This window comes from Brachyspira pilosicoli, assembly GCF_008016535.1.
Lineage (GTDB): Bacteria > Spirochaetota > Brachyspiria > Brachyspirales > Brachyspiraceae > Brachyspira > Brachyspira pilosicoli_A.
Genome location: NZ_SAXY01000044.1, coordinates 23,032 through 47,247, shown reverse-complemented (window position 1 = coordinate 47,247; position 24,216 = coordinate 23,032). Strand labels below are relative to the sequence as shown.

Below are 24,216 nucleotides of genomic sequence, written 5' to 3'. Positions count from 1 at the left end.
ATCTCCTTAATAAAAAATGTTTTAGTATTATAACAAATAATTATATACTAATTGGGCGTATTTTTCAATAATGAATATTCTATAAAAAGACATTCAATTATTTCAAAATAGTTTTAGCCTTATCAATCAAAGTTTTTAATTATTTTAACTTTTTAAGCCTCTCAAAAATATCAACGCTCTCTATACTTATGGCAACTATTCTCGGTATAATGTCAAGAAGATATGAACGAATAGAAACCCAATCATAATTTGTAAGGTCATTGTCTATTAATGTTTTATGATGAAGTTTCTTTTCAGGCTTTAACTTTTTAGGCTTATAATAATCGCATATCCAATCTAAAGCCGACCTGCTTCCTATTTTATACTCAAACGCTTTTGGCGGTATATTTTTTATAATGTTTTTTGAGTCTAGTGTTATTGCAGCTGTTTCTTTATTTAGTTTTAGGAAGTTGAAGAAATCATTTTTATTAGGGTTATCTATCTTTTCAGGAATGTAGTTTAAATCGCTTTCTATTTGTAAATTACCGTACGGTTCTATATTTTCAAAATTAGTCTGAAGTTCAATGAGCCTTTTTCCGAGAGCAGCGAACTCTTTAAAATTGCTGTAAAGCGGTATTCTAGGGTAGTCTGTTTTAAGATTATCTTCGTATTTTTGTTGGTAGGTAGGAGATGATAGCACAGCATGACAATAAGCAAAAATGTTTTCAGGGGTAGCTAATTCTTTGTATTTTTGTTCGAATATTTTTAGAGCATAATCAGTGATATTGAGTGTAGGCTCTTCGGTATTGTATACATGGAGAGGTACTGATACAACTCCTCCATTTACAGCAAAATCAACAATTTTTTTAGATGTGTAAACATAACCGTCTTTACCTTCCCAATTATGCCATATAATAGATATATTTTCAGAATTTTCATTTGGAAATATTTTTTTATTCTGATAAGGTCTCTGCATTATAGGATAATCAAAATAAGTATAATTTTTTATAAATGGTCTATAGAAACATTTTCTAATATATTCTATGTTAAAATCTATTTCCTTATTTTTTATCATATAGTCTTTTGTATCGCCAACCCATTTTATAGAATAATCTAAGTTATTATTCATATCGGCATCATTCAATTCTCTGTCAGCCCATTTTTTTCTTTCTTTATTATAAACTTTTAAAAAATATTTTATTTTCTTTTCAAGCTGTTTTTTATCAAAATCATAAGCCCAGTCATCTCTTGCAGTTAATGCCCCTAAACTAAACATTTTAAAGATTGCTTTTTGTTCTATGGCTTTACCAACCTTTTGATTTTTCACGTTTTTGTCTATCAATGCTATATGTTCATAAAAGTCGTTATCTGTTTGGTTTAGCCATTGTCCTTTATCTGTTGGTACTATGTCTTCAAAATCTATTTCTGAAAGTTTTTTTATTTCAGACAAATTCAAAAGTTTTTCATATCTGCCCAAGCTGCCGCCTATGTTATAATATTTAATGTCCGCCTTTTTATCTGCTGCTTCTATTTTGGCGTCTTTTATCAAAAACATTATAGCAACACCTGTTTGTATATTAAAAATGTTTTCGCCTTCTCTTTTATCTTTTTTTCTTAAGTTGCCTTTTAAATCTACTATATAAATATAATCAAAATCTTTCTGCACGCTTATTCTAAATCCGTCATCTTGCTTTGAATCTAAATAGGCGTTATTTGTGATAAATGCTATTATGCCGTTGTCATCGCTTTTTATTCTGTCGCTTGCCCATCTTATAAATCTTTTATACATGTCATATTGTTTAGTTTTTTGGGCTTTGCTGTTGGCTATATATGTTAATTGTATTCTTTTATCAAGCTCTTTATAAATTTTATTTTTATTATTATCATTCTCGCTTTTTTGATTGGCATTATACGGAGGATTTCCTATTATTAAATTAATTTTTTTCTTATACTGTTTTATAGCCCTCTCCACATTCTCGCTGCTGAACTGCTCCATTTCAAAGAGTCCGCCCGACTTTTGGCTTTTTATCTGAAACTCCAAAGTATCCAAAAAACACATATTCTCAAATATTTCATAGCTATTCATCTTTTCAAAATATGCATTTTCTATATTAAGGTTTGAAATATAATATGGCATTATATCAATTTCATTAGAGAATAATTCATTTTTGTATTTATATTCCAAATCTTTACTATTTATATTGTTAATTATATCAGCCATAAATATTCCAGTGCCTGAACAAGGGTCTAATATATTAACATCTTTGCTGTGAAGTTTTTTATTAAAATGTTTATATAGAAGTTCATCAGAAGCCCTCACCATAAATTTTACTACTTCTATAGGTGTATATTCTATTCCCTGTATATCTGCTTTTTTTTGATTCAATGCCTTATAAAAGTCAGAGTAAAAAGTTTTTAATATATCCTGTTTATCGTCCTTACTCATCAAAGCTATATATTTTACAAGTGATTCCATATAAGAGCTTATTTTTATGCTTATCTCTGCACTTTTTTTATTTATATGAGTTAAAATATTTTCTATTGAATTGGATATAATATTATTTCTATGGAAGTTTTGATTATGAAACAGCATTGCAAATATATCTCTTGTAAGCATATGCTGAATTATCATTTCTATTGCTATCTCTTCAGTTATTTCTGCATTTATACTTCTAACGCACATTTCTGTAAAGTCTGTTAAATCATCTCTAAAGCCTTTATTATTTTTTCTTTCATTTTTAAAAAACTCTCTCAAATCATCTGCCAAATCTGGGAGTATTTTTTTCAAATTGCTGAATGCATCATAAAATTCTCTGTAGGCATTAGGCACAAAGCTGACAAATTTTTCAAGAGTTTCATGAAGGGCATTACTGTCTTTCATATCAATAGTTTCTATTCTTCTGCCTTCTTGATATAATGCTAATGTCTTAGAGTTTTCAAATATAGTATTATCTAGAGGATATCCTTTTTTTATTTTGCTGTCTATTTCTTTTTCAAAGTCATCTTTTTCATCTTTATTTTCTATCCAGCCTATAACCATACTGTCTTTTTTTATTCTTCCGTCTGGGTATACTTTTTTATTATTTTGTGCATATTCTTTTATTTCTCTCTCTATTTTTAAGCCTTTTTCACCTGCATAAATTTTTAAAAGTTCATAAAAAAACTCTCTTATATTCTGCTCGTTACTGCTTCCAGATAATTTTGCTTCTTCTATTTGTTTATAATAATTTTCTATTGAGGCTATAGACATTAGGCATTAAACTCCGATATGTATTTATAACTATATTACAGTATATTTGATATAAATCAATTATTTTTATTGTTTATATCTAAACAACTATGTTTGGGCTAAAAATGCAGCCTTTTTGGTTCTTTGCGGCAGCAAAAGAACTGGGGGTGTGGGGGCAAAGCCACCACAAATAAAAAACATAAAAGCATAATTTTGACAAAACGTAAAATTTTAGTATATAATACTATAATAGAATTAAATTTTACTAATACCCACAGCGAATTTCGGGAGCGTGAGCATATAGATAAATGATATACATATGCTTATTAAATTAAAAAACGAATAAGGCATATATTCTAAAGTGTGTACTCCAAGTATAGTAGTCATATAAACACCTGTGATTGTCCATGGAAGTAAAACCTCAGTAAGTGTTCCTCCTTCTTCCATAGTTCTTGATAATACGCCTCTATTGATGTTGTATTTATCGTATACTGTTTGAAGCACATTTCCCAAAGTTAAGAAAGTAAATTGTAAACTGCTTAATGCTGAGTTTATAGTGAATGTTGTAAGCCATGTTATAAATATTAAGCTTCTTCTTCCTTTGGTTATTTTTATTAATAATGTTATTAAGGTTTGAAAAGTACCCAAAAGTTCAAGCATAGCTCCGTATGTTAGTGCTAATATTAAAAACAATACACTAGGCATAGTGCTAATCATACCGCCTCGGTTTAATAGGATATGGAGGTTTTGAGGCACAGTATCAGGATTAACGGTAGGAGACATTGATATATTAAACCCTGTTACAAAAGATTTCATAGAATTAATAAAACCAAAGTTTTGAATAAATGCCCCTAATATTATTGCAAGCAAACTTCCTATAAACATTGTTATTACAGGATTAACACCTTTTACACTTGCAGCAAGCACAAATATAGGAGGAATGAGTAATAATATATTGAAATTATAAATATTTTCTAATGAAGTTAATATTTCGCTAGCTTCTTTTAGGTTTAGAATATCAGAATTAATTGGAGCGGCATTAAAACCTAATATTGTAAAAACTACAGCGGCAAGTATTGCAGAAGGAATAGTATTTACAAGCATAGTTTTTATGTGATTTTGTAGGGTAGTGCCAGCACCGAGAGCTGCTAAAACAGTAGTGTCCGATATAGGAGAGTTTTTATCGCCAAGATACGCCCCGCTTATAACAGCACCAGCAACCAATGGAAGTGGAGTATTTGTAGCCTGAGCAATACCAATGAATGCAACGCCAGCAGTGGAAGCAGAGCCCCAAGAAGTACCAGTAAATATAGAAAGAAATGATGTTACAATAAAAGCCATTACAGGTATAAAAGAAGGGTGAATAAATTTTATGCCGTAATATATTAACATAGGCACTGTTCCAGAATATACCCAAGAGCCTACTACTATACCTATTAATATAAATATTAAAACACCAAGCCAAGTATCAACAATTTTTTTTATGAAGGCATTTTCCATATCTTTCCATTTATATCCTGCAAAATATGCTATTATGCATGCTATTAATGTTCCTATTGTAAGTAAAAACTCTATTGGAACTCCATATTGTACAGTGAATATTAAAACAGTGATGAGTATAAAAATAAGAGGAAATAGTTTGAAGAATGTATTTATTTTTTTTGTATGCATAAATGGCTCCATAATTAAATATATTCTTTGAATATTGTAATAATTACTGTTACAACAATATATAACATATTTTCATTATGATGTCAATATTTATAATAAATTTTTTTATGAGTTATAGATATGTATATTTTTTATTTTTTAATAATTATAATGTTTAAATCTTAAAAAATATTATCGCTTGAAAAAATAAGGCTTTGATTATAATATATATTTATTAGAAAATATTTTTTAGGTTTATGAGTTTTATGAAGAGATTATATAAATTATTTTTAGCAATGTTTTTAATGATATTTTTTATATCATGTGCAACCACTTCAAAGAGTACGCAAAGCGGAGTTCTTATAGGAGAGGATACAGGAGAGATAGGAGTTATTAATAATTGGAAGAATCCAGATTTCAAAGGCGGTAAAACTACAAAGATAGTAGCCGAAGGGTTTGCTTCTTCTGATAATAGAGGAGAGGCTAATGCTATAGACAGGGCTTTAGAAAGTGCTAAAAGAAATGCTGTTGAACAGGCGGTTGGCTCTATAGTTAATGGTACTACTTTGGTTGAAAATAATAAACTCATAAGCTCTAAAATATATGATAACACTACTGGATATATTTCTTCTTATAAAGTGCTTTCTATTACAAAAAGCTCATCTGTATGGTATGCCAAAATAGAGGCAGTTGTGGGAGTAGATATGCTTCAGGACAATTTGCAGGCTATGGGTATATTGTTAGATAGAAAAAATATGCCTTTAATAGTTGTGCTTGTTACTGATGATAATGGCGAATTAAGTGATGCATTTAATGTGGAACTTGAAAAAAATATGAGCGATAAGGGTTTTAAATTTGTAAGTGCTAGTTCTTTAAGAAATGTTGTAAGAAGTGAAAATATTAGCTATTCTGACAATTCATCTTCTACCGTAAAAAAAATAGCAGAAGCCACAGGTGCTCAGATTGCTATACTTGGCAAGGCTGATGCTGCATATTTTACCACTATACAAGGTACTGCTTTAAAAAGTTATAGAAGCGATGTTGCCATTACTGCTGTGAATGTATCTGATTATAGTACTATAGCTCGTGCTACTCATCAAGCTGGAGGGGTAGGCGGAAGCGAAAAAGATGCTCATTCTATTGCTTTAGTAAAATCGGCTGATTCTATTTCTGAAGATTTTATTAATCAAATAGTAAATAAGTGGCAAAATGAAGTTCAAAATGGTACGGAATATACTATATATGTTACAGGGCTTGATTTTAATGATTCTATAGGTTTTGAAGAGGCTCTTAAGAAAAATATAGAAAATCTTAAAAGCGTTTATAATAGAGGAATAAGCGGAGATTCATCAAGATATGTTGTGCAGTATGTTGGAAGCAGCAGAGATTTAGCCGTTGATATTAATGCTAAGGCGAAAAATATGGGCTATCAAATAATTATAAACAGTTTCGATGATAAGACAATTAATTTAAAAGCTAATAAGAGATAAAGATTATAAGTAAAATAATGAACCAAAAAATAATAAAACAATAATTGGTGCAATTAAAAAATGAGAGAGAAATTAGTCGTTCATACATGCTGTGCTGTTTGTATGTGTTATCCTAGAACTTTACTTGAAGATTATGACACTATTTTTTATTTTTATAACCCTAATATTTATCCTATAGAAGAGTATAACAGACGAAGAGATGAGTTTATAAAGTTTACTAAAGATAACAATATAGACATATATATAGAAGAAAATGAAGCGTATATAAAAGATTGGTATAATGATATAAAGGGTTTTGAGAATGAGCCTGAAAAGGGTGCTAGGTGCAATATTTGTTTTAAGCATAGAATATCTAAGGCTTTTGAATATGCTCATAGTATTAATGCAAAATATGTTACTACTGTTATGAGTGTGAGTCCGCATAAAAACAGCAAGGCTATAGAGATGATAGGAAACAGTATTGCTTCTAAATATGATAATATAGAATATTTGCATATAGATTTTAAGAAAAAAGACGGATTTAAAAAGACTAATATAATAGCTAATGAGGCAGGGCTTTATAGACAGCATTACTGCGGATGCGAGTTTAGCATAAGAAATTAAAACTGTAATTTACTATATTGGCAAAATATAATTGTCTAAGTGTTATATATACCTAAACAACTATATTTTGTCAATTTTTATATTTGTGAAAAAATATTATCAACTTTTTTGTCGCTCAAAAAAGTTGCAAAAAACGCACATACTATAGCTAATATTTTAGTAATATATATTAAATATATTATGAAACCTAAATTTGAGATTAAAAATATAGTCTTTTTTGTTCTTTGTGCCACGCCACAAGGACACTTCCTTCGGTCGCAAAAGAACTAGGGGTGCGGTGGCTAGTCCCCGCAAATACTAAAAAACATAAAAATTTTTTAGTATATATTAAACAACTATAATTTATGTTCTTATTTTTATTCAACTTTTTCCCGCCTTACACGGTGTGGACTTCGTCAAAGTTTTCGCCCTTCGGCAACGCTTCGCATGGGGATAGTCCACACAAAAATTAAAAATTTCACTATAATTATAATTTTACTAATATATTCTTTTTATTCTCTTCTGATATCTCTGAATGTGATATATTATAAACTATTCTCTTTTTTATTTTATCTATATATATTATATCATCAAGTTTATAGTAGGATATGATGTTTAATATTTCATTTGTGATATCAACTATATATTCATTAGACCTCTTTGAGCATAGTCTTGTATATATTGTTAGTATATGATTTGAAAAATATTTTATTAGTTTTTTGTCGTTTATTAATATGGCGTTTTTTAAGTGTGATAAATATATTTTTAAAGCTTCTATATTATTTTCTTTTATATGCTTATTTAAAAACTCTGAAAACAATTTTATATATTCTAATGATTTATTTTTTAATGTTTGGCATATTTCTTCTTGATTTATTATATGTGTTGTATATTCTAATTTTAATATGATATTTCCTTCTTTTTTGTTTTCAAATACCAAATTATCTTTTATGGTATCTACAGGGTTATTTAATTTTAATCTTATATTTTCAATGTACTTTATATTATTATTTTTGCTGCTTGTATTATTTTTTTTAGTGTCAACTATAAATAAATATTCTACATTTTTGGTTTTATTTATTACAGAGCGTTTTGCTCCTCTATATTTTGTATACTCTGAAGTTACTATTTTTAATTTGCCTTTGCTTTCTAATATTGAAATCAAATCATCATAATCTATTATACCGTCTGTAGAATAACTCAATACTATATGACTTGCATTTATATTATCTATTAAGTTTTTAAATGCATCTTTTGCCGTTTTTTTATAGCAGTAGTCAGATTTTGTTTTAACCCAATCTTTTCTTATACCGCCTTTATCTGTTTTTTTGCCGTTTATATATATTTCTCTATTTATTGCAGGTTTGTCCCATAGTGCTATTGTGTTTAATAAATGATAATTACTTCCATATTGATGCTGATTATAAGGAGGATCTAAATACACCAAATCAAAATGCTTATCTTTATTTTTTAATACATATTCATTTGCATCAAGCATACTTACTTCACCTTTTATTCCGTCATATAAAGAAAGCTCTTTTAATGATATTGGCGAAAGTATTCTTTTTAAAGCGTCTTTGTTTCTTCCTCCAAAACCAGAGTGAAAAGCTTTAAATACGCCCGATGTGTTTGTATGCGTTGCCCCTTCATATATTATAGAAGCTAATAGATAATAATATTCTTTTTTATTTATTGCTTTATTTTTGTAAAGTTCTTCTATGTTGTGTCTTATTATATCTATTCTTGTGGCATTATATTGAGTGTAGAATAATCTTTCATTTTTTAAATCTGGATTATTGTCATCTAAGGGGGCATAATATTTTGAAATGTATCTATCTTTATCATCAATATTTTTTATGCTGTTTATTATGTTAATAGTGTTTTCAACGCCTCCTGTATGCTTAAACATATTATTTACATCTTTTTCGTTTATGCATATATGTGCGTAGTTTAATATATATGAATAATACTCCCAATCATTTGAATATACTTTTAAATTAAGAGTTTTTAAAAGTCTTGACACGCTTCCGCTTCCAGCAAACAAATCTAATGCAGTTTTTATATTTTTATCTTCTTGCAAAATATTTAGAAATGCATTTTCTATAAAGGGCAGAAGTCTTCTTTTATTACCGATATAGGCTATCAGGTTATTTTTTAGGTAGCTGTCTTTAGTTATCATAATTATATTAACATAATTATATTAACATAATATATATAAATAATCAATAACTATTTTTGCAGTTTTATTTTATTAATGTATAATAAGGCTATATAAGTTTTGGAATATTAAAATTTATATGTTTAATTTTTGTAAGATTATATTTAATTAGGAGAAATTTATATGATAAAAGAAAAGTTTGGAGAAAACGGATTTTTATATACATTAGAAAATGGTAACGGTTTAAAACTAAAGTTAGCAGATGTTGGAGCTTCTATAACGGGTATATTTTTCAAAAACAAAAAAGGTGAAAATATTGAAGTGGCTTTTGGTTCTGATGATGTTAGCTTTTACAGTGCCAAGGCAAAAAATGGTCATATGGGAGGTACCGTTGGAAGGGTGGCTGGTAAAACTTTGAACTCTAGTTTTAAAATAGGAGATAAAGAATATAAATTAAATCCAAACAAGGCACCTCATCATACGCATGGCGGAGCAGATGGGATGTCTTATGTGTTTTTTACTTCAAAACAAATTGCTGATAAAAAAATAGAGTTTCATTATTTATCAAAAGACGGTGAAGAAGGATACCCTGGTAATTTAGATTTAACTGTTACATACACACTTACAGAAGATAATGAAGTTATAATAGATTATAGAGCAATAACTGATAAACCAACTCCAGTAAACATAATGAATCATTCTTATTTTAATTTGAATGGAAAGGGTAAGATTAACAATCATAAAATATCAATAGATGCTAATTATTATTTACCTGAAAATGAAAATGGGGATAGTTCCGGAGAGATTTTAAAAGTTGATAATACTCCTTATGATTTTAGAAATATGAAAGATATTGACACTATAATAAAAGCTAAAGGCGGATGCGATAATTGTTTTGTATTTGATGATAATGATATAAAAAAATCTAGAGTGAAAGTTGTTTCTGAGGAGAGTTTAATATCTTTAGAAGTGTTTACAGATATGCCTTCTGTTTTGTTTTACACTGCTAATTCTCTAAACAATTTACAGGTGAGAGGACAAGTATTAAACAAACATGAGGCTTTTTGCTTGGAGACACAGTATTTTACTTTAGCACTAAATTATAATCATTTTCCAAGTATAATACTTTATCCAGATAGAGAGTTTAAGCATAGAACTATTTATAAGTTTGCTACTTTGTAATGGATTTGTTTTATAACTAAATTAGTAAATATTTATATTTTTTAATTTAATAATTTATATTACATATAAAATAGTATTGTTTTCTTAACTTACACTTTAGCTAAATGTAAGGGAAAACTTCAATATTTGCACTTAAATTAATATATTTGCAGGGCTTTGCCCTTAACGAAGTACACACCGTGCAGCACCCCAGTTCTTTTATTGGTATAAAAGAACCAAAAGAACTGCATTTTTATGAAGTATAGACATAAGCATATAGTGTCATTATATATATTTTTTAAATAAAAAATTTTTAATAAACTATAAAATTTTTATTATAATTAATTATCCCTCTAAGTTTTGAAACACTTCTAATATTTTTTATTCTCTGTTAAAAATAATAGTGAATATTCCTATTATGCTTCCTGTTATTAATGATATTATTAACACAGGAAGTATTAAAAATTTTATATCCGGCAAATTAAAAAGATATTGAGAAAGTATTGCTTGTGATAAATTGCTTACTAATGCTCCGGTAATGCTTACACCCAAAAGCGAAAAAATGTTTTTAAAATTTCTCATTGCCTTCATTACTATAACAGACATAATCCCGCCAGTTATTCCAAGATAAAATGGAGGGGTAAGAATATATGCAAATACTATAGCAACCGATATATTTTTTATTGCTATCATAAGAAGGAGTTCTTTCAAATTAAATGAATCTAAAACCATTAATATAATAATAAAAGAAAACCCTATCCTAAAATATGGTATGGGCCTTGGAAACATATTTTCTATTGCGGCAATAAATGAAGATAAAAAAGCAAAAAATATTATATCATAAACTCTTCTTTTGCCAGTATGTGTTTTAATTTCTTCAAAAAGTGTCATATATTAAAAAACCTTTATTTATTGTATAACATTTATTGTACAACAGAATCTATTGTTATATCATTTTCAGTATTTTTTTCAAATCTTATTAACACTCCATTTGGCATGCATATTATAGGGGCATTTTTTAATTCGCCTGCTTTTATGCAAAGTTTATCCCTGCATGGAGAATATTCAAATTTTACTTTTTTGTCTTTTATAATAATAGTAGTCTCTCCAATAAGCCCTTCTGCTTTTATTTCTCTGTCTGTATTCAAATCATATCTTAAAGATTTTGAAGGAGTATCTATTATAATTTTACTGCTATTGTTTTCTATCAAGTTTTTTCCATAATAAATAATGGATATTACTATAATCAAAATAATAATAATATCCCCAAACCTAATATTTTTTATTATTGATTTGTCCATATTTTTTCTACTTCTATATTGAAAAATGAAGGTTCTATATATGATAATTTAGCATAATCTGGAATATTTGCTTCTATTGAAATATTAGAATATATACCTTCATTTGTGATGTTTATTAAATTTAATGAAAGTAGTATATCCTCTTTTTTTAAGTTTTCTATTAAGTTTTTATTCATTTCTAATACAATTTTTTTAACAATTAAAGGTTCACTGTATTTTATATTAAATCTGCTATTTAAATTGTTTATATTTAATTCTATATTTTCAAATGTTACTATTTCTATATCTTTATTAAAAATTATACTAGCATCTACTCTGGAAGTATCAGATTTAATATTTGGAGGTATATTTAAATTAAGTTTAGTGTTATAATCTAAATATTTATCATCAAGATCTATAGTTCTAGTATATAATTTATCTATTTGAGATATTAAAGTTTTAGGACCTGATATTATTGTGTTTGAAGGATTAATTATAATATTTTCAATTTCAAGCCCTAATGATGCTTTTCCTACTGTTTGTACTTCTATAGGAACAGTTTTGTATGCTAATTGGTCTAACACTACTGGTATTTTGTTTGGATTTATACTGATGTTAAGTGATGAATAATCCGCATCGTCTTCTAAATATACCCTATACATATTACTTCCAATTTGTGCATTGGTTAAATCTATATAAGCAGAAAAATCTCTTGGAAGCTCATATATATTATCTTTAAATCCTTTTACGCCTATAGTTATAGTTTCTTTGATGTCGTTAGCAATTAATAGTTTTGCAGGAAGATTTTTTATATTTAATTTTGTGGTATATTCTTTATTATATTCCTGCTGATATCTTACATACAAGAAAAGCATAAAAGACATTACTAAACATAAAGCTTTAATCCAAAATCTGTTTGTTATATAGGATAACAATTTTTTTTGTTTAAATTTTTTTATTATAATATCTTTCATTTTAATCTACTTTTACCTCTAAAAGTTCACCAAGCCTTTTATATAATTCATCTCTGCTTAAATTATATTCTAATATTCCCCCATGAACAATAGAAACGCATTGAGTTTCTTCTGAAACAACTACCACAACAGCATCAGTTTGCTCTGATATACCAATTGCTGCCCTATGCCTAGTGCCTAGTCTTCTATTTTTTATTTGAGGCTCTGTTTCTGTGAGGGGTAAATATGCACTTGCTGCAGCTATTCTATTTTCCATTATGATAGCAGCACCATCATGTATGGGGTTATTTTTAAAAAATATAGATTCTAATAATTCTATAGAGATGTCTGCATTAATTTTTACTGCTTTGTCTACAAGAGAATGCAGAGATATATTTCTTTGAAATACTATTAAAGCACCATAACCTTTGTAGGACAGATTAAAAGTTGCACTCATAATTTTTTGTATTTGATCTTCATCATATCCGAAAGATTTTTTAAATAACGCTCTTCCGCCTAATATTATTAGACCATGTTTAATTTCTGCCTGAAAAAGCACCACTATTGCAATAAGACCTACTTGGAAAAATTTGTCAAATAACCATGAGAGGGTAGTGAGTCCGAATATTTTGGCTATTAATGTGATGAAAAAAAGTATTATAAAACCAAGGGCTATGCTATATGCTCTTGTATTATACATAAGCATATAAAAAATGTAGAATAATATTGCTACTAAGATTATATCAAGACTATAAAAGAGATAACGCCAATTTGAAGTTGATATAAAATTATTGATATTATAAAGCATATGTTTATTATATCATATATATGTATATTTGCAAATAATAAAAAATATTATAATATTAAAACTGAGGTATTTTTTTAATGTATTTTTTTAAGAGGCTATTTTTTATAATAATTTTTGTTTTTATTTTAAGTTTTAATGCATTTGCACAGAAAAACAGATTTGAAGTATTATTAAATATACCTTTTGGAATGAGCATTGGTTTTTCAGATTCTAAGCTTATTAATAATCCTACAGTTTTAAGCATGAAGAGTTTTGTGGATTTTGAGATTGGGGCTTCTTTACAATTTGGATATATGTATTTAATATCTGATAGAATGGCTTTGAGCATATTAGCTGAGTTTGGATATAGTCATGATAGTTATTCTTATAGGTCTAAAGATTTAAAAACTACTTATTCCTACTATTTTGAAAATATTCTTGTTGGTGTTTTGCCAAAGTTTAGTATTGATAATTTTTCTATTGGTTTTGGAATTGGCGTAAAGATGCCTACTACAGTAAATTATATAGAAAAAGTTGATAATAAAAATATTTATAATACTAGCTTATATTACAGTGAAGCAGCTCCCATTACTTTTATTAAATTAGCCTTTGATTATTCATTTGCTGTTAATAGATATATTAATATTAATTTGGGAAGCTATATTCTTTATGATGTTTTTGTACGTGTTAATAATCCTCATTATCAGTATCATAATATAAGTACTCTTAGTGTGGGAATGCAATTAGCTTTAAGATTTGTTATATAATAAAAAATTAAGGAGTGTATTATATGCATACTATCAATGTAAAAACTAATTCAAGATTTGACATTATAGATATCACTGAAGAGGTTAGGAAATGTGTTTTTGAGGAGAATGCGGAATCTGGTATAGCGGTTATATTTACGCCTCATACTACTGCGGGGGTTGGTATTAATGAAAATGCAGACAGTAATGTTTTATTTGATATGAAGAATGCTTTCAATAAAGTGGTTGCTCAGCATGATAATTATAGGCATGCTGAAGGCAATTCACAGGCACATGTTTTGTCGTCTTTAGTTTCGCCTAGTTTGACAGTCATAATAGAAAATAAAGATATAGTATTAGGTGTTTGGCAGGATATATATTTCTTTGAGTTTGATGGGGCAAGAAATAGAAAGGTGTATGTGCAGGTAATGAAACAATAAATAGTATTATTGCACATGGGAGGAGTAGCCCTTGTGCAATAATATTTAGGTTAATGTTTGCCTATTTTTGAAAATTTCTTTTTTATAAAATTTATAATTGAACCAATTAAATCTATTAATATTCACATATGCATGCCTTTTATAGTAATAGTATATACAAAAAAAGTTATTTGTCAATATACATATATCAGGTATTTTAAAAAATCATTGGGTGAAAATGAACGCCGTTTTCTATTTTTATATCATCATAAATAGCAACAAAGCCCAATTTTTTATAGAACTCTATAGCATAATCGCTAGAGTTAACCGAGTACTTATCGCTTGGCATCATATCTTTAACTTGTTCAAAAAGTTTTTTAGCTACGCCTAGTCTAAAATACTCATCATCAATAAATAAAAGCGATATATGATTATAATTTCTTATTTCTATAAAGCCTATAATAATATTTTTTTTAATGTCTTTTGCTTTAAGAATTAGAGAGCCGTCAATATATGTTCTCATTAATATATTATCATAATTAATAAAAGCTAATATATTATTTATTCCTTCATCTGTATCTAATGATGAGTTATATTTAAGGTATATTCTTTTAGCTAAATTACTAATCTCTTCTAAATCTTCTAATTTGGCTTTTTTTATTTCAAAATTATTATTATTGATTAAACACATTCACAATTCTTTGAAACGGCAAATGATTAGTGTCTTTAATAAAATTACCGTTTTTATAATATCTCAAATAAGGAATAAGTTCATTTTTCCATTCTTTTTCTTTGAAATTCATAAACTCTTCATAGAGGCTGCTTTCATTATATATACATATAAACACAGTTAAATCTATATCTTTATTTTGTTCATTTGTATTTAATTCTCTTTTTAATCCTTTCCAATCTCCGCACCAATCTTGCGTGAATATAGCAAGCACTTTTTCTGAAACATTTTTTATATTATCGCTTACTTCTTTATTTTCCATAATATATTTCATTTCATTATCATCTATAGTTTTAAAAGTTATCATTTATACTCCCTTATTATTATTTATTATATATAATATATAATATAATTATGTTTTTATCAATTATTTCTTATCTTATACTTTCTGTATAATCATTATCATTTTTCTTTTTAATTTTGTTTTTATACCATTTTTTTATTGGCTTAAATAATATATCTGTTATCCAGCCATTATCGGTAGGAAAAACTCTTCTTCTTGAAATAAACAGCAAGCATTTTCCAACCCACAATACTTTAGAGCTGGCATCGCATATATCATTTGAATACTGAGCATCATCTCCATCTCCTATTCTCACTTTCCAGCCGCCTGTTTTTCTTGCAATTTCTGTTTTTGTAGCTATACCTGTAGTATGTGTTCTATTTGGGACATTCCAAATGCTTACAAAACATTTTTTATTTTTCATCATTTTAAACCATCTTGCAACCCAAAGAACAAATTGCACAGGAAAACGCTTCATCATAAATCTTGGGCAATGCTTTATAAAATTAACATAACTTTGAGAATACTTTTCGGGAAGCACATCATAAAAAGCCTCTAATACCGCATAAGTTTTGCATAATGTAGTATCAGTTTTTCCGTCTATTATAGGACGAACCATATTCTCTACAAAATTATCAGATATAGCAACATCAGCATCAAAAAATATTATCACCTTTCCAAATGCTTCTTTAAGTCCTGTATTTCTCATATACTGAACATCAGACTTTTTATCATTATGTATAATTCTTACATCATCATAAGACTTCGCTATTTCTAATGTTTTGTCTGTAGAAGAATCATCTATAACAAGTATATCCATTTTTAAATTAGCCTTTTGTGATTTTATGGAATCTAAAAGTATGGGCAAATATTTTTCTTCATTGTATGTAGTTATAGAAAGAGTAACATCATAATCCATTAATAATTCCTTCAAATTTATTTATAACTTCTTCTGGTTTTATTACTTCTCTGCATTCAAAAGTGTTAAGTGAGCATTTTCTGCCGCCGCAGATACAGGCCTTATTATCTGGTTTTTTTTCTATTATATGGCTATTAATACCTATTGGGGCGTTCATACCGGCGGGTGTGGCAAAATATAGAGCTAAAGTAGGTATCCCAACTATAGAAGCAACATGCATAGCTCCAGAATCATTTCCTATAAATCCATCACATAAGCTAAGCATAGCTGCTATATTATCTAATGAAGTATATTTTATAATAGGTTCTTGATTTAGCATAGATTTTATTTTATCAGATATCTCTTTTTCATTTGGAGTAGTTATAAATAAAGTTATGGCATTATATTTATTTGATAAGTAATTTATAACTTCTGCAAAATATTCTTCTTTCCAGATTTTACCAAAACTATTAGTAGCCCCTATACCATAGGCAAATATTTTTTTGTTTTGTGGGTTTATAGTTTTAATATATTCTTTGGCATTGTTTAAAACATCTTCTTTTATGTTCAGTTTTATAATAGGTCTAGGCTTATTTATATTAATAGCTTTAAGTAAATTAACATAATAATCAGCAGTATGAATCCACCTAACACTCTCTCTTTCAATACTCTCTGTAAGCATAAAACTTCTATAATTAGCCTTATATCCTATACGTGTTTTTATGCCATGAGCAAATATTCTAAAAGCACTTTCAAAAGAATTAGGGAAAAGTAAAGCAGCATCAAAATGATATTTTCTTAAAGAAGGAAATATTTTTAACTCTATTACATCGTCAACTAAACCGCTTACAGTAAGTATTCCAAACATTGATTTCTTTGCTAATACAGTTATTTTTATGTCTTTATATTCTTCTTTTATTAAATGTATAGCAGGCAAAGACATTACTATATCACCAAGCCAGTTTGGAGCATGTATTAATAAGTTTTTTATTTTCTTCATTAAGATATATCCAGCTGAGAAATAAACTCTTCATATTTTGCAATAATGCTAATGCATACATTTCTATTCATAACAAGTTTATTAGTTTTTCTAGCATTAATAAAATAATCATAAAGCATAGCAAAATCATTTCCATAAAAAGTACTAAGCCAAGTATCTCTTGCTTCATCTACAATAGAAGTATTTTTAGATTTTATTATATAATAACTTAATTTCTCTTCTTTATCTTGAATAGATATAACAATTTCTATTTCGTTATCATTTATTAAAGTTATTTGATCTTGTATGTATGTTTTTTCTATTATAGTATCATTATTTTTTATGATAAACTCTTCTTTATCTATATCATTATTAGAATAGCAGTAAACATTTTCAAATATTATTTTTACTATAAATGGTTTTATATCCAAATTAATAGCTTTTGTTTCTATTAAAGTTTTAGCTAATTTATCTACTCCTGTATCAATAAGAGTCAATATAAGTTTATTATTACCATCTGTTTCCAAATTATTAATAATTCCCCCATGCATCTGATTAAGCCCCAAATAGTTTAAAGATTTTCCAAGTCTATTTGAATTTGACAATATAAAGTTTCTATATATTTTTTCTTCTATATAAACATCATCAAATACTTTATCATCTAATATAATAGCATTTTTATCAGCTCTTATTTCGTATTGATTATAAAATATAGTTTCGTATATGCTAGGAGAAAGCAAAGGTGCTAACTCATATAATTTTTTATTACTATAATCCATACTAAGTTATACAACGTTCCCTATATTTTTTATATCATATTCTATATTAAATAATTGATATCTTGTTTTTATATTTTGTTTAATAAAATTACTATTAACACAACTGCATACTACATCTATATTTTTTTCTTTAGAGATTTTTTCTGCTATCTCTTCACCTTTTATAATATCTTCCAAAGTAGTATCATTCATAAGATGAGTGTTGTTTACTATTCCTGTAACATTTAATGCAAGAGTTGCTTCTATAGAAATAAGATGACCTAAAGCAAGTTCAAATGTGGAGTTTTCTTTTCTGTTAGCGTTTAAAACAAAAAATATATCAGTTTCATCAGTTTGAACGCACTCTCTAAAAGTTGCAAAAGATAAGCTTCCAACAGAGTTTCCTCCCATATCTATTATTCCTATAATATCTTTGTTATTAAATATAGAATAAACTTCAGCAGACACAGCAGGTAAATCTGAACCAGATTGAGGCAGGTAGCTTCCTATTATTTTTATATTTTTATCTTTTAGGTTTTGAGCATGTTCTCTTGAGCGAAAATAAGGATTAACAACATCCAAGTCTGCTATATATATTTGTTTGTCTGTTTTGTTTTTTAAATAGATGGCATAATTGATGGAGAATGTTGTTTTCCCCACTCCATAATGCCCGCATATTATTGTTACTCTATTATTTTTTATATTCATAACCACCTACATTAAAAAACTTTTTTATAGAATATTTCATATTATAATATAATATATTTTAGAATATTTTCAAATTTTAGTATACATAATTCTTATGTAATTATTATAATACTATTGTTTTTGTAAATAAAATAATTTTATAATAAATAATTTTATAAGTTTTATATATTATATGTAGGTTATAAATATATATTTTAAGTATATGTAAAAAAAATAATTAAATTAAAAATATAGTCGATACTATATTATAGTTTAAAGTAGGTAGAATATTATGAGATATATATTAATAATGATGTTTTTGTTTTGTGTCAATTTATTTAGTCAATATGCGACTAATGATGCTTATACTCCTCCTCAAAACAATAATAACGACAATACAACAACAGAAGAAAGTTATATAACTAATGATGCCATAGTAGGAAGAAAACCTGCAGTAATTAATGTTCCTATTACAGGATTTAAAAATATAAGATTAGGCTCTAGTAGAGAAGATACAATTAGAGCTATATTGGAAGATAATACTATGATGCTTCCTAAAGAATATATGCTTAACACTAATGGAGTGGATTTAGCTTCAGAAGAGAGTGCTGATTTTTTATCTTTAGAAGAGAATAAGTTTTATAAGAGCGGATATTTTATTTTTAAAGATGATTCATTATATTCTATTACTATATATTTTCAGCCTGATCAGGTAGATTTTTTAGAATTATTATCTTCTATGTCGGCAAAATACGGCAAAGGAGCTTTTTTGGATGCAGAAACTGTTTCTTGGCAGAATGGGGACAACAGAATTATATTAGAGCGTCCTAGCATAGTTAAATATATCAATATGAATAATATTACAACTACTTCTCAAACTAGAATAGATGAGAAAGAATCTATACCTCCTCAAAACAATAGAAAAGAGATATTGGAAGGGCTTTAATTTTTATGAATAATAATATTTTAACAATTTTTTTATTTGTTTTATTTAGTTTATTTGGCTTATTTGGTTTATTTGTTTCTTGCGGGAGTGGCAGCGAGAAAGTAGAAATTATTTTAAGCAATGTTGAAAACAAAGAGGCTGTTGAGATAAAAAATTATGATGAGGATGCTTTAAAAACGTCCGCTTTAAAATCTTTAGAAGAGTTTTTATCTTTACCTTATGATGAAGAGAGCGTGAAGTTAGCTTATAATAATTTTTATTCATCTAATTATAAAGAGGTTTTATCTAAGACACGCAATGTAAAAAATGCAGATGAATATGCTGCATCTAGCCCTTCATTAGATTTTGAGTTTGAAACGAAGATAGATAAGGTTTACAGCATAAAGCTTGAAGGCAAGAATGCTTATATAGATGTTAGCACTTCGGTTTATGATAGGGTAAATAAATCTACTGCTAATATGAGGCAGACATTTATTATGGAGCAAGAAGGAAGTAAGTGGGTTATTGATTAAGTCTTATCAGTATAAAACTATTTAGTCTATATAAAAAAGCGTTAATTTAAAAAAATATTAATGAAAATAATAATATACCGACAATATTAACATAATATTATTTAGGAGTTTAACCTTGAAAGAGCCAATAATAGCTGGTGTAGATATCGGCACTTCATCAATAAAAACTGTAATAGCAAGGGTTAATGAGGATAAACTTGATATTATAGGAATAGGGGAGAGTGAGAGTGACGGCATTAGAAAGGGTATTATAGTAAATATAGATGCTGCTGCTGATGCTATAGAGAAATCTATCAACAAAGCAGAAGATATGGCAGGGCTTCAGGCTCCTGATGTGATAGCTACTATAGGCGGCGACCATATAAAAGGCATGAATAGTAAAGGGGTTATAGGTGTTAATACAAAAGATAAAGAGATAACTCAATTAGAAATAGAGAGAGTATTAGAAAGTGCTAAAAATGTTCGTTTGCCTTCAGATATAGAGATTATAGAAACAATAGAACAGGAATATTCTTTAGACGGACAAGATGAGATAAAAAACCCTATAGGGATGTCTGGAACAAGATTAGAAACTAAAGTCCATCTAATTACTGGGCTTAAATATGTGAGCGAAAACTTAAGAAGAACTTTAAATAAAATGAAGTTCAGCGGTAAAGATTTTATAGTAAGCGTACGCGGAAGTGCTGAGGCTTGTCTTACAGAAGATGAAAAAGAGCTTGGAGTGGTTGTATTTGATATAGGACATTCTACTACATCGCTTATGGTATTTTTGGAAGGCTCTGTTTGGCATACTGCTGTTATACCTATAGGAAGTCAGCATATCACTAATGACATAGCTGAATGTTTAAGAGTAACTATTCCTACAGCAGAAAAATTAAAATGCGAATATGGCTGTGCTTTTATAGATATGGTAGGCGACAGAGAAATAGTTGAAGTTCCTACTACAAACGGAAAAACTAAGGCTATACCTAAAAAGTTTTTAACAGAAATTATACAGGCTAGGGTAGAAGAGATACTTAGTTTATGCGGCAAAGAATTATCAAAGATGAAGTATATAGATTCTTTATCTGCTGGTATGGTTTTTACAGGGGGAGGTTCTTTGCTTCCCGGTTTGGTTGAATTGGCTAAAGCGTATCAAAGCACAGTGAAAGGTTCTATGCCTATTACAGCGAGAATAGGAGTTCCTAATAATATTTACGGTATTACAGATATTGCTAATAATCCTGCTTATTCTGCTGTTATTGGCATACTTATGATGAGTTTAGATGAGGCTACAAAAGTTAATATACCTAATGCTAAAAAAACAGGAGAAAAGAAAAAGTTTAAGTTTAATATAAAGAAATCATTAATGGAGTTTTTTAAATAATATAAAAAAAATATTTTTAATAAAATTATAATAAAAAATATGCTTAATAAATAAGTTATATTTTGTATTTTAATTTAAAGATTATGTCAACTAAAATTACATATTATTTTTATAGATTTAATTATTTTTATTAAATCTACTTGACAAATTAAGTGATTTAGTGTATAAAATATTATTATTATGCTTATTAATTAGTACAAGGAGTGCAATAAATTATGAAAAAGTTATTCGCAGTATTAGCTTCTATTTTTGTTGCTGCATCTGCTTACGGTGTAACAAATTCAACTTTAATTGATTTTGCTATAACAGGTAATGCTGATAACTTGCAGCCAGCAGGAGATGATACAAATGAAGTAGTTTCTGTTCAGCAAAATCTTTACAATGATAACTGGGTAGTATGGTTAAATGAATCTGCTAGATTAGCAGAAAATCGCAGGAATTCATATGTTACTAACGTAGATAGTAAAGGTAATAACGGAGCTTGGGAAGCTGGTAAAGTTCTTGGTATAAGAGTACATTTCCCTCTACAAGCTTGGAATAGTTATGCTTTAGTAAAACCTGCTTTTCAGCTTGAAATGTACGGCGGAACTGATGGTACAAAATATACAGGTGGTAAAGGTATAGTAAAAAATGTTGGCGAAATTAAATCTATTAGTTCTTGGGTATATGGACGTAATTATTTAGTTAGCTATTTTGTAAACTTACAAAATGAATTAGGTGAATTAAAATCTTATCCTATGGGTGCTCTTTACTTCAGCGGTTGGAGACAATTAAGATGGGAAAACAGAGAGTATTTAGCTAATGTTCGCGACAGAGTATTAGTAAGAAGACCTCTTTATCCTAGAATGATTCCTTCTGTAAGATTAGACTCTTTAGGTTTCTATAGAACTAAAGATACTCAAGGCGGAGATTTCATCACTTATGTTAAAGATATAACTATGGAATATGATGTAGTAGTTGTTGACTTCGAAGAAGATATAGATGATGAAGCTACTTGGCAGTTATTAAAAACTGAGAACGAAAGAAAACAAGCTATTGAAAATGCTAGAGTTCGTGAAGCTTTTGAATTACAACAATTAGAACAAAGACGTATTAATGGCGGCGATGCTCAGCAACAACAAGATGCTGCTGCTGCTCAATAATAATTAAGCGAGTTTTTGAAAGTTTTTTAAGGGGAAGCAAATGTTTATGTTGTTTCCCCTTATTTGTATTTTTAATGTTTGTATAATATTTTTAAGGATTTATTTATGAAATTAATGAATGAACCTATATTAGATAAAAATAATTCTTTATATATTTGTATAGATTTGCAGGGTAAATTATTAGCAGCTATAGATAATGCAGATACTGTTATAAAAAAATCTAATATATTATTAAAAACTTCTGAAATATATAATATACCTGTTTTAGTTACTGAGCAGTATCCTAAAGGGTTAGGACCTACTGATGAGAGAGTGATACTTCCTAAACATCATAAATTATTTTCTAAGACTAATTTTAGTGTTTTTGCTACTGAAGATTTTGTTGAGGAGTTTAATAGTTTAAATAAAAAAAATATTATAGTATTTGGAACTGAGACACATGTATGCGTATATTATAGTGTTTATCATTTGATTCAAAATGGATATAATGTTTATGTGGCTGCTGATGCTTGCGGTTCTAGAACTAATAATGATAAGCAAATTGGTTTAGAGCAGATGAGAAAATTGGGGGCTAATATTATAAGTACAGAGATGGTTCTTTTTGGATTTATAGAAGGTTCAACAGCACATAATTTTAAAGATTTAAGTAATTTATTAAAATAATTAAGTTAATAATATTTTATAATAATTAAGGAGAATAATATATTATGAGAAGAAAACTTATAGCTGGCAACTGGAAAATGAATAATACTAATAAAGAGGCTTTAGAGTTAGTTAAACAATTAAAGGATTTAGTAAAAGATGTTAAAGATAGAGATATTATGATAGCACCTACTTTTACTTGTTTGAGTGATGTTTGTAATGCTATTAAGGGAAGCAATATAAAATTAGGAGCACAGAATTTATATTTTGAAGAGAAGGGTGCTTTTACTGGACAGATTTCTGCTGATATGCTTTTGGCTGTAGGATGTGAATATGTTATAATTGGACACTCTGAATGCCGTGATATATTCGGTGAAAAAGATGAGCTTATAAACAAAAAAGTAAAAAGAGCTTTAGATAAAAATTTAGTGCCTGTTTTATGTGTGGGGGAGCATTTAGAAGAGAGAGAAAAGGGTATTACTTCTAATATAGTAAGCAGTCAAGTAAAGGAGGCTTTTAAGGGGTTAAGTGAAGCTGAGGCTAAAAAGGTAGTTATAGCTTATGAACCTGTTTGGGCTATTGGTACTGGTAAAACTGCTACTCCTCAAGATGCTGATGATGTGCATAAAACTATAAGAGATACATTAAAGTCAATTTATAATGAGAGTGTTGCTGAGGGTATGATTATACTTTACGGCGGAAGCGTTAATGAAAAGAATGCTGATGATTTACTTAATATGCCTAATATAGACGGTGCTTTGGTTGGCGGTGCTTCACTAGTTGCTGATAAGTTTTCTAGAATAGTTAACTATATAGCTAAGTAAATTATTAAATAATTT

Annotated in this window: 24 protein-coding genes; 11 read left to right on the top strand and 13 right to left on the bottom strand. The window is 28.0% G+C overall.

Annotated features, from left to right (window positions below; all coding sequences use genetic code 11):
• Positions 1–139 precede the first annotated feature (139 nt).
• Entirely contained in the window at positions 140–3,229 is a 3,090-nt protein-coding gene (locus EPJ72_RS07075) for a type ISP restriction/modification enzyme (protein WP_147731497.1), read from the bottom strand.
• 234 nt (positions 3,230–3,463) lie between these two features.
• Positions 3,464–4,879, bottom strand: a complete 1,416-nt coding sequence (gene nhaC / locus EPJ72_RS07070; protein ID WP_147731496.1) for a Na+/H+ antiporter NhaC — start codon at positions 4,877–4,879, stop codon at positions 3,464–3,466.
• 245 nt (positions 4,880–5,124) lie between these two features.
• Between nhaC and EPJ72_RS07065 the strand changes: the two genes are divergently transcribed.
• Positions 5,125–6,348 carry a DUF6175 family protein gene (locus EPJ72_RS07065; RefSeq protein ID WP_147731495.1) on the top strand — a complete coding sequence of 408 codons (1,224 nt, stop codon included), beginning with the start codon at positions 5,125–5,127 and terminating at the stop codon, positions 6,346–6,348.
• Between the two features lie 60 nt (positions 6,349–6,408).
• Complete coding sequence (locus tag EPJ72_RS07060) at positions 6,409–6,951, top strand: epoxyqueuosine reductase QueH (protein WP_147731494.1); 543 nt, start codon at positions 6,409–6,411, stop codon at positions 6,949–6,951.
• Between the two features lie 466 nt (positions 6,952–7,417).
• Here EPJ72_RS07060 and EPJ72_RS07055 read toward each other — a convergent pair whose 3' ends face one another.
• On the bottom strand, positions 7,418–9,109 hold the full coding sequence (locus tag EPJ72_RS07055) for a DNA adenine methylase (protein ID WP_147731493.1): 1,692 nt from the start codon (positions 9,107–9,109) through the stop codon (positions 7,418–7,420).
• A 162-nt stretch (positions 9,110–9,271) separates the two neighbouring features.
• On the opposite strand from EPJ72_RS07055, the gene EPJ72_RS07050 reads away from it, so the two are divergent.
• Positions 9,272–10,270 (top strand): aldose epimerase family protein, encoded by a 999-nt coding sequence (locus EPJ72_RS07050; RefSeq protein WP_147731492.1) that lies wholly within the window; start codon positions 9,272–9,274, stop codon positions 10,268–10,270.
• A 360-nt stretch (positions 10,271–10,630) separates the two neighbouring features.
• Here the strand turns inward: EPJ72_RS07050 and EPJ72_RS07045 are convergent, their stop codons facing one another.
• The 4 genes from EPJ72_RS07045 to cdaA are packed head-to-tail and all read right to left on the bottom strand — an operon-like array spanning position 10,631 to position 13,290.
• Positions 10,631–11,140 (bottom strand): Gx transporter family protein, encoded by a 510-nt coding sequence (locus EPJ72_RS07045; protein ID WP_147731491.1) that lies wholly within the window; start codon positions 11,138–11,140, stop codon positions 10,631–10,633.
• A 32-nt stretch (positions 11,141–11,172) separates the two neighbouring features.
• The gene (locus EPJ72_RS07040; protein ID WP_147731490.1) at positions 11,173–11,550 is read right to left on the bottom strand and encodes a NusG domain II-containing protein; all 378 of its coding nucleotides are present in this window, start codon (positions 11,548–11,550) and stop codon (positions 11,173–11,175) included.
• The gene (locus tag EPJ72_RS07035) at positions 11,535–12,503 is read right to left on the bottom strand and encodes a CdaR family protein (protein ID WP_147731489.1); all 969 of its coding nucleotides are present in this window, start codon (positions 12,501–12,503) and stop codon (positions 11,535–11,537) included. Before EPJ72_RS07035 ends, EPJ72_RS07040 begins: the two co-directional genes overlap by 16 nt.
• A gap of 1 nt (position 12,504) precedes the next feature.
• Positions 12,505–13,290 carry a diadenylate cyclase CdaA gene (cdaA, locus tag EPJ72_RS07030; RefSeq protein WP_147731488.1) on the bottom strand — a complete coding sequence of 262 codons (786 nt, stop codon included), beginning with the start codon at positions 13,288–13,290 and terminating at the stop codon, positions 12,505–12,507.
• A 77-nt stretch (positions 13,291–13,367) separates the two neighbouring features.
• Between cdaA and EPJ72_RS07025 the strand changes: the two genes are divergently transcribed.
• The gene (locus tag EPJ72_RS07025) at positions 13,368–14,036 is read left to right on the top strand and encodes a hypothetical protein (protein WP_147731487.1); all 669 of its coding nucleotides are present in this window, start codon (positions 13,368–13,370) and stop codon (positions 14,034–14,036) included.
• Positions 14,037–14,059: 23 nt separating this feature from the next.
• Positions 14,060–14,455, top strand: coding sequence for a secondary thiamine-phosphate synthase enzyme YjbQ (locus EPJ72_RS07020; RefSeq protein WP_147731486.1), 396 nt, complete (start codon positions 14,060–14,062; stop codon positions 14,453–14,455).
• Positions 14,456–14,651: 196 nt separating this feature from the next.
• Here EPJ72_RS07020 and EPJ72_RS07015 read toward each other — a convergent pair whose 3' ends face one another.
• The 6 genes from EPJ72_RS07015 to EPJ72_RS06990 form a co-directional block, all read right to left on the bottom strand.
• Positions 14,652–15,125 carry a GNAT family N-acetyltransferase gene (locus EPJ72_RS07015; RefSeq protein WP_147731485.1) on the bottom strand — a complete coding sequence of 158 codons (474 nt, stop codon included), beginning with the start codon at positions 15,123–15,125 and terminating at the stop codon, positions 14,652–14,654.
• On the bottom strand, positions 15,109–15,471 hold the full coding sequence (locus EPJ72_RS07010; RefSeq protein ID WP_147731484.1) for a hypothetical protein: 363 nt from the start codon (positions 15,469–15,471) through the stop codon (positions 15,109–15,111). Before EPJ72_RS07010 ends, EPJ72_RS07015 begins: the two co-directional genes overlap by 17 nt.
• Before the next feature lie 67 nt (positions 15,472–15,538).
• Positions 15,539–16,366 carry a glycosyltransferase family 2 protein gene (locus EPJ72_RS07005; protein ID WP_147731483.1) on the bottom strand — a complete coding sequence of 276 codons (828 nt, stop codon included), beginning with the start codon at positions 16,364–16,366 and terminating at the stop codon, positions 15,539–15,541.
• The gene (waaF, locus tag EPJ72_RS07000) at positions 16,356–17,345 is read right to left on the bottom strand and encodes a lipopolysaccharide heptosyltransferase II (RefSeq protein WP_147731482.1); all 990 of its coding nucleotides are present in this window, start codon (positions 17,343–17,345) and stop codon (positions 16,356–16,358) included. Before waaF ends, EPJ72_RS07005 begins: the two co-directional genes overlap by 11 nt.
• On the bottom strand, positions 17,345–18,103 hold the full coding sequence (locus EPJ72_RS06995) for a hypothetical protein (RefSeq protein WP_147731481.1): 759 nt from the start codon (positions 18,101–18,103) through the stop codon (positions 17,345–17,347). Before EPJ72_RS06995 ends, waaF begins: the two co-directional genes overlap by 1 nt.
• Before the next feature lie 6 nt (positions 18,104–18,109).
• Complete coding sequence (locus tag EPJ72_RS06990) at positions 18,110–18,790, bottom strand: ATP/GTP-binding protein (protein WP_147731480.1); 681 nt, start codon at positions 18,788–18,790, stop codon at positions 18,110–18,112.
• A gap of 271 nt (positions 18,791–19,061) precedes the next feature.
• Here EPJ72_RS06990 and EPJ72_RS06985 point away from each other — a divergent pair, with 271 nt between their 5' ends.
• The 6 genes from EPJ72_RS06985 to tpiA all read left to right on the top strand — a co-directional run bounded on the left by EPJ72_RS06985 (position 19,062) and on the right by tpiA (position 24,201).
• Positions 19,062–19,715 (top strand): hypothetical protein, encoded by a 654-nt coding sequence (locus EPJ72_RS06985; RefSeq protein ID WP_147731479.1) that lies wholly within the window; start codon positions 19,062–19,064, stop codon positions 19,713–19,715.
• Between the two features lie 5 nt (positions 19,716–19,720).
• Positions 19,721–20,227, top strand: a complete 507-nt coding sequence (locus EPJ72_RS06980) for a hypothetical protein (protein ID WP_147731478.1) — start codon at positions 19,721–19,723, stop codon at positions 20,225–20,227.
• Positions 20,228–20,342: 115 nt separating this feature from the next.
• Positions 20,343–21,593, top strand: a complete 1,251-nt coding sequence (gene ftsA / locus EPJ72_RS06975) for a cell division protein FtsA (RefSeq protein ID WP_147731477.1) — start codon at positions 20,343–20,345, stop codon at positions 21,591–21,593.
• A gap of 215 nt (positions 21,594–21,808) precedes the next feature.
• Positions 21,809–22,735 carry a flagellar filament outer layer protein FlaA gene (locus EPJ72_RS06970; RefSeq protein WP_147731476.1) on the top strand — a complete coding sequence of 309 codons (927 nt, stop codon included), beginning with the start codon at positions 21,809–21,811 and terminating at the stop codon, positions 22,733–22,735.
• A 105-nt stretch (positions 22,736–22,840) separates the two neighbouring features.
• Positions 22,841–23,398, top strand: coding sequence for a hydrolase (locus EPJ72_RS06965; protein WP_147731475.1), 558 nt, complete (start codon positions 22,841–22,843; stop codon positions 23,396–23,398).
• A gap of 41 nt (positions 23,399–23,439) precedes the next feature.
• A complete protein-coding gene (gene tpiA / locus EPJ72_RS06960; RefSeq protein ID WP_147731474.1) occupies positions 23,440–24,201 on the top strand; it encodes a triose-phosphate isomerase in 762 nt (253 codons plus the stop codon).
• The last annotated feature ends 15 nt before the right edge of the window (positions 24,202–24,216 follow it).

What these genes read in the sequence shown, in the direction of transcription:
- EPJ72_RS07075 (WP_147731497.1), bottom strand. Translation starts at nt 3,229, where the DNA reads ATGTCTATAGCCTCAATAGAAAATTATTATAAACAAATAGAAGAAGCA.
- nhaC (WP_147731496.1), bottom strand. Translation starts at nt 4,879, where the DNA reads ATGCATACAAAAAAAATAAATACATTCTTCAAACTATTTCCTCTTATT.
- EPJ72_RS07065 (WP_147731495.1), top strand. Translation starts at nt 5,125, where the DNA reads ATGAAGAGATTATATAAATTATTTTTAGCAATGTTTTTAATGATATTT.
- EPJ72_RS07060 (WP_147731494.1), top strand. Translation starts at nt 6,409, where the DNA reads ATGAGAGAGAAATTAGTCGTTCATACATGCTGTGCTGTTTGTATGTGT.
- EPJ72_RS07055 (WP_147731493.1), bottom strand. Translation starts at nt 9,109, where the DNA reads ATGATAACTAAAGACAGCTACCTAAAAAATAACCTGATAGCCTATATC.
- EPJ72_RS07050 (WP_147731492.1), top strand. Translation starts at nt 9,272, where the DNA reads ATGATAAAAGAAAAGTTTGGAGAAAACGGATTTTTATATACATTAGAA.
- EPJ72_RS07045 (WP_147731491.1), bottom strand. Translation starts at nt 11,140, where the DNA reads ATGACACTTTTTGAAGAAATTAAAACACATACTGGCAAAAGAAGAGTT.
- EPJ72_RS07040 (WP_147731490.1), bottom strand. Translation starts at nt 11,550, where the DNA reads ATGGACAAATCAATAATAAAAAATATTAGGTTTGGGGATATTATTATT.
- EPJ72_RS07035 (WP_147731489.1), bottom strand. Translation starts at nt 12,503, where the DNA reads ATGAAAGATATTATAATAAAAAAATTTAAACAAAAAAAATTGTTATCC.
- cdaA (WP_147731488.1), bottom strand. Translation starts at nt 13,290, where the DNA reads ATGCTTTATAATATCAATAATTTTATATCAACTTCAAATTGGCGTTAT.
- EPJ72_RS07025 (WP_147731487.1), top strand. Translation starts at nt 13,368, where the DNA reads ATGTATTTTTTTAAGAGGCTATTTTTTATAATAATTTTTGTTTTTATT.
- EPJ72_RS07020 (WP_147731486.1), top strand. Translation starts at nt 14,060, where the DNA reads ATGCATACTATCAATGTAAAAACTAATTCAAGATTTGACATTATAGAT.
- EPJ72_RS07015 (WP_147731485.1), bottom strand. Translation starts at nt 15,125, where the DNA reads ATGTGTTTAATCAATAATAATAATTTTGAAATAAAAAAAGCCAAATTA.
- EPJ72_RS07010 (WP_147731484.1), bottom strand. Translation starts at nt 15,471, where the DNA reads ATGATAACTTTTAAAACTATAGATGATAATGAAATGAAATATATTATG.
- EPJ72_RS07005 (WP_147731483.1), bottom strand. Translation starts at nt 16,366, where the DNA reads ATGGATTATGATGTTACTCTTTCTATAACTACATACAATGAAGAAAAA.
- waaF (WP_147731482.1), bottom strand. Translation starts at nt 17,345, where the DNA reads ATGAAGAAAATAAAAAACTTATTAATACATGCTCCAAACTGGCTTGGT.
- EPJ72_RS06995 (WP_147731481.1), bottom strand. Translation starts at nt 18,103, where the DNA reads ATGGATTATAGTAATAAAAAATTATATGAGTTAGCACCTTTGCTTTCT.
- EPJ72_RS06990 (WP_147731480.1), bottom strand. Translation starts at nt 18,790, where the DNA reads ATGAATATAAAAAATAATAGAGTAACAATAATATGCGGGCATTATGGA.
- EPJ72_RS06985 (WP_147731479.1), top strand. Translation starts at nt 19,062, where the DNA reads ATGAGATATATATTAATAATGATGTTTTTGTTTTGTGTCAATTTATTT.
- EPJ72_RS06980 (WP_147731478.1), top strand. Translation starts at nt 19,721, where the DNA reads ATGAATAATAATATTTTAACAATTTTTTTATTTGTTTTATTTAGTTTA.
- EPJ72_RS06970 (WP_147731476.1), top strand. Translation starts at nt 21,809, where the DNA reads ATGAAAAAGTTATTCGCAGTATTAGCTTCTATTTTTGTTGCTGCATCT.
- EPJ72_RS06965 (WP_147731475.1), top strand. Translation starts at nt 22,841, where the DNA reads ATGAAATTAATGAATGAACCTATATTAGATAAAAATAATTCTTTATAT.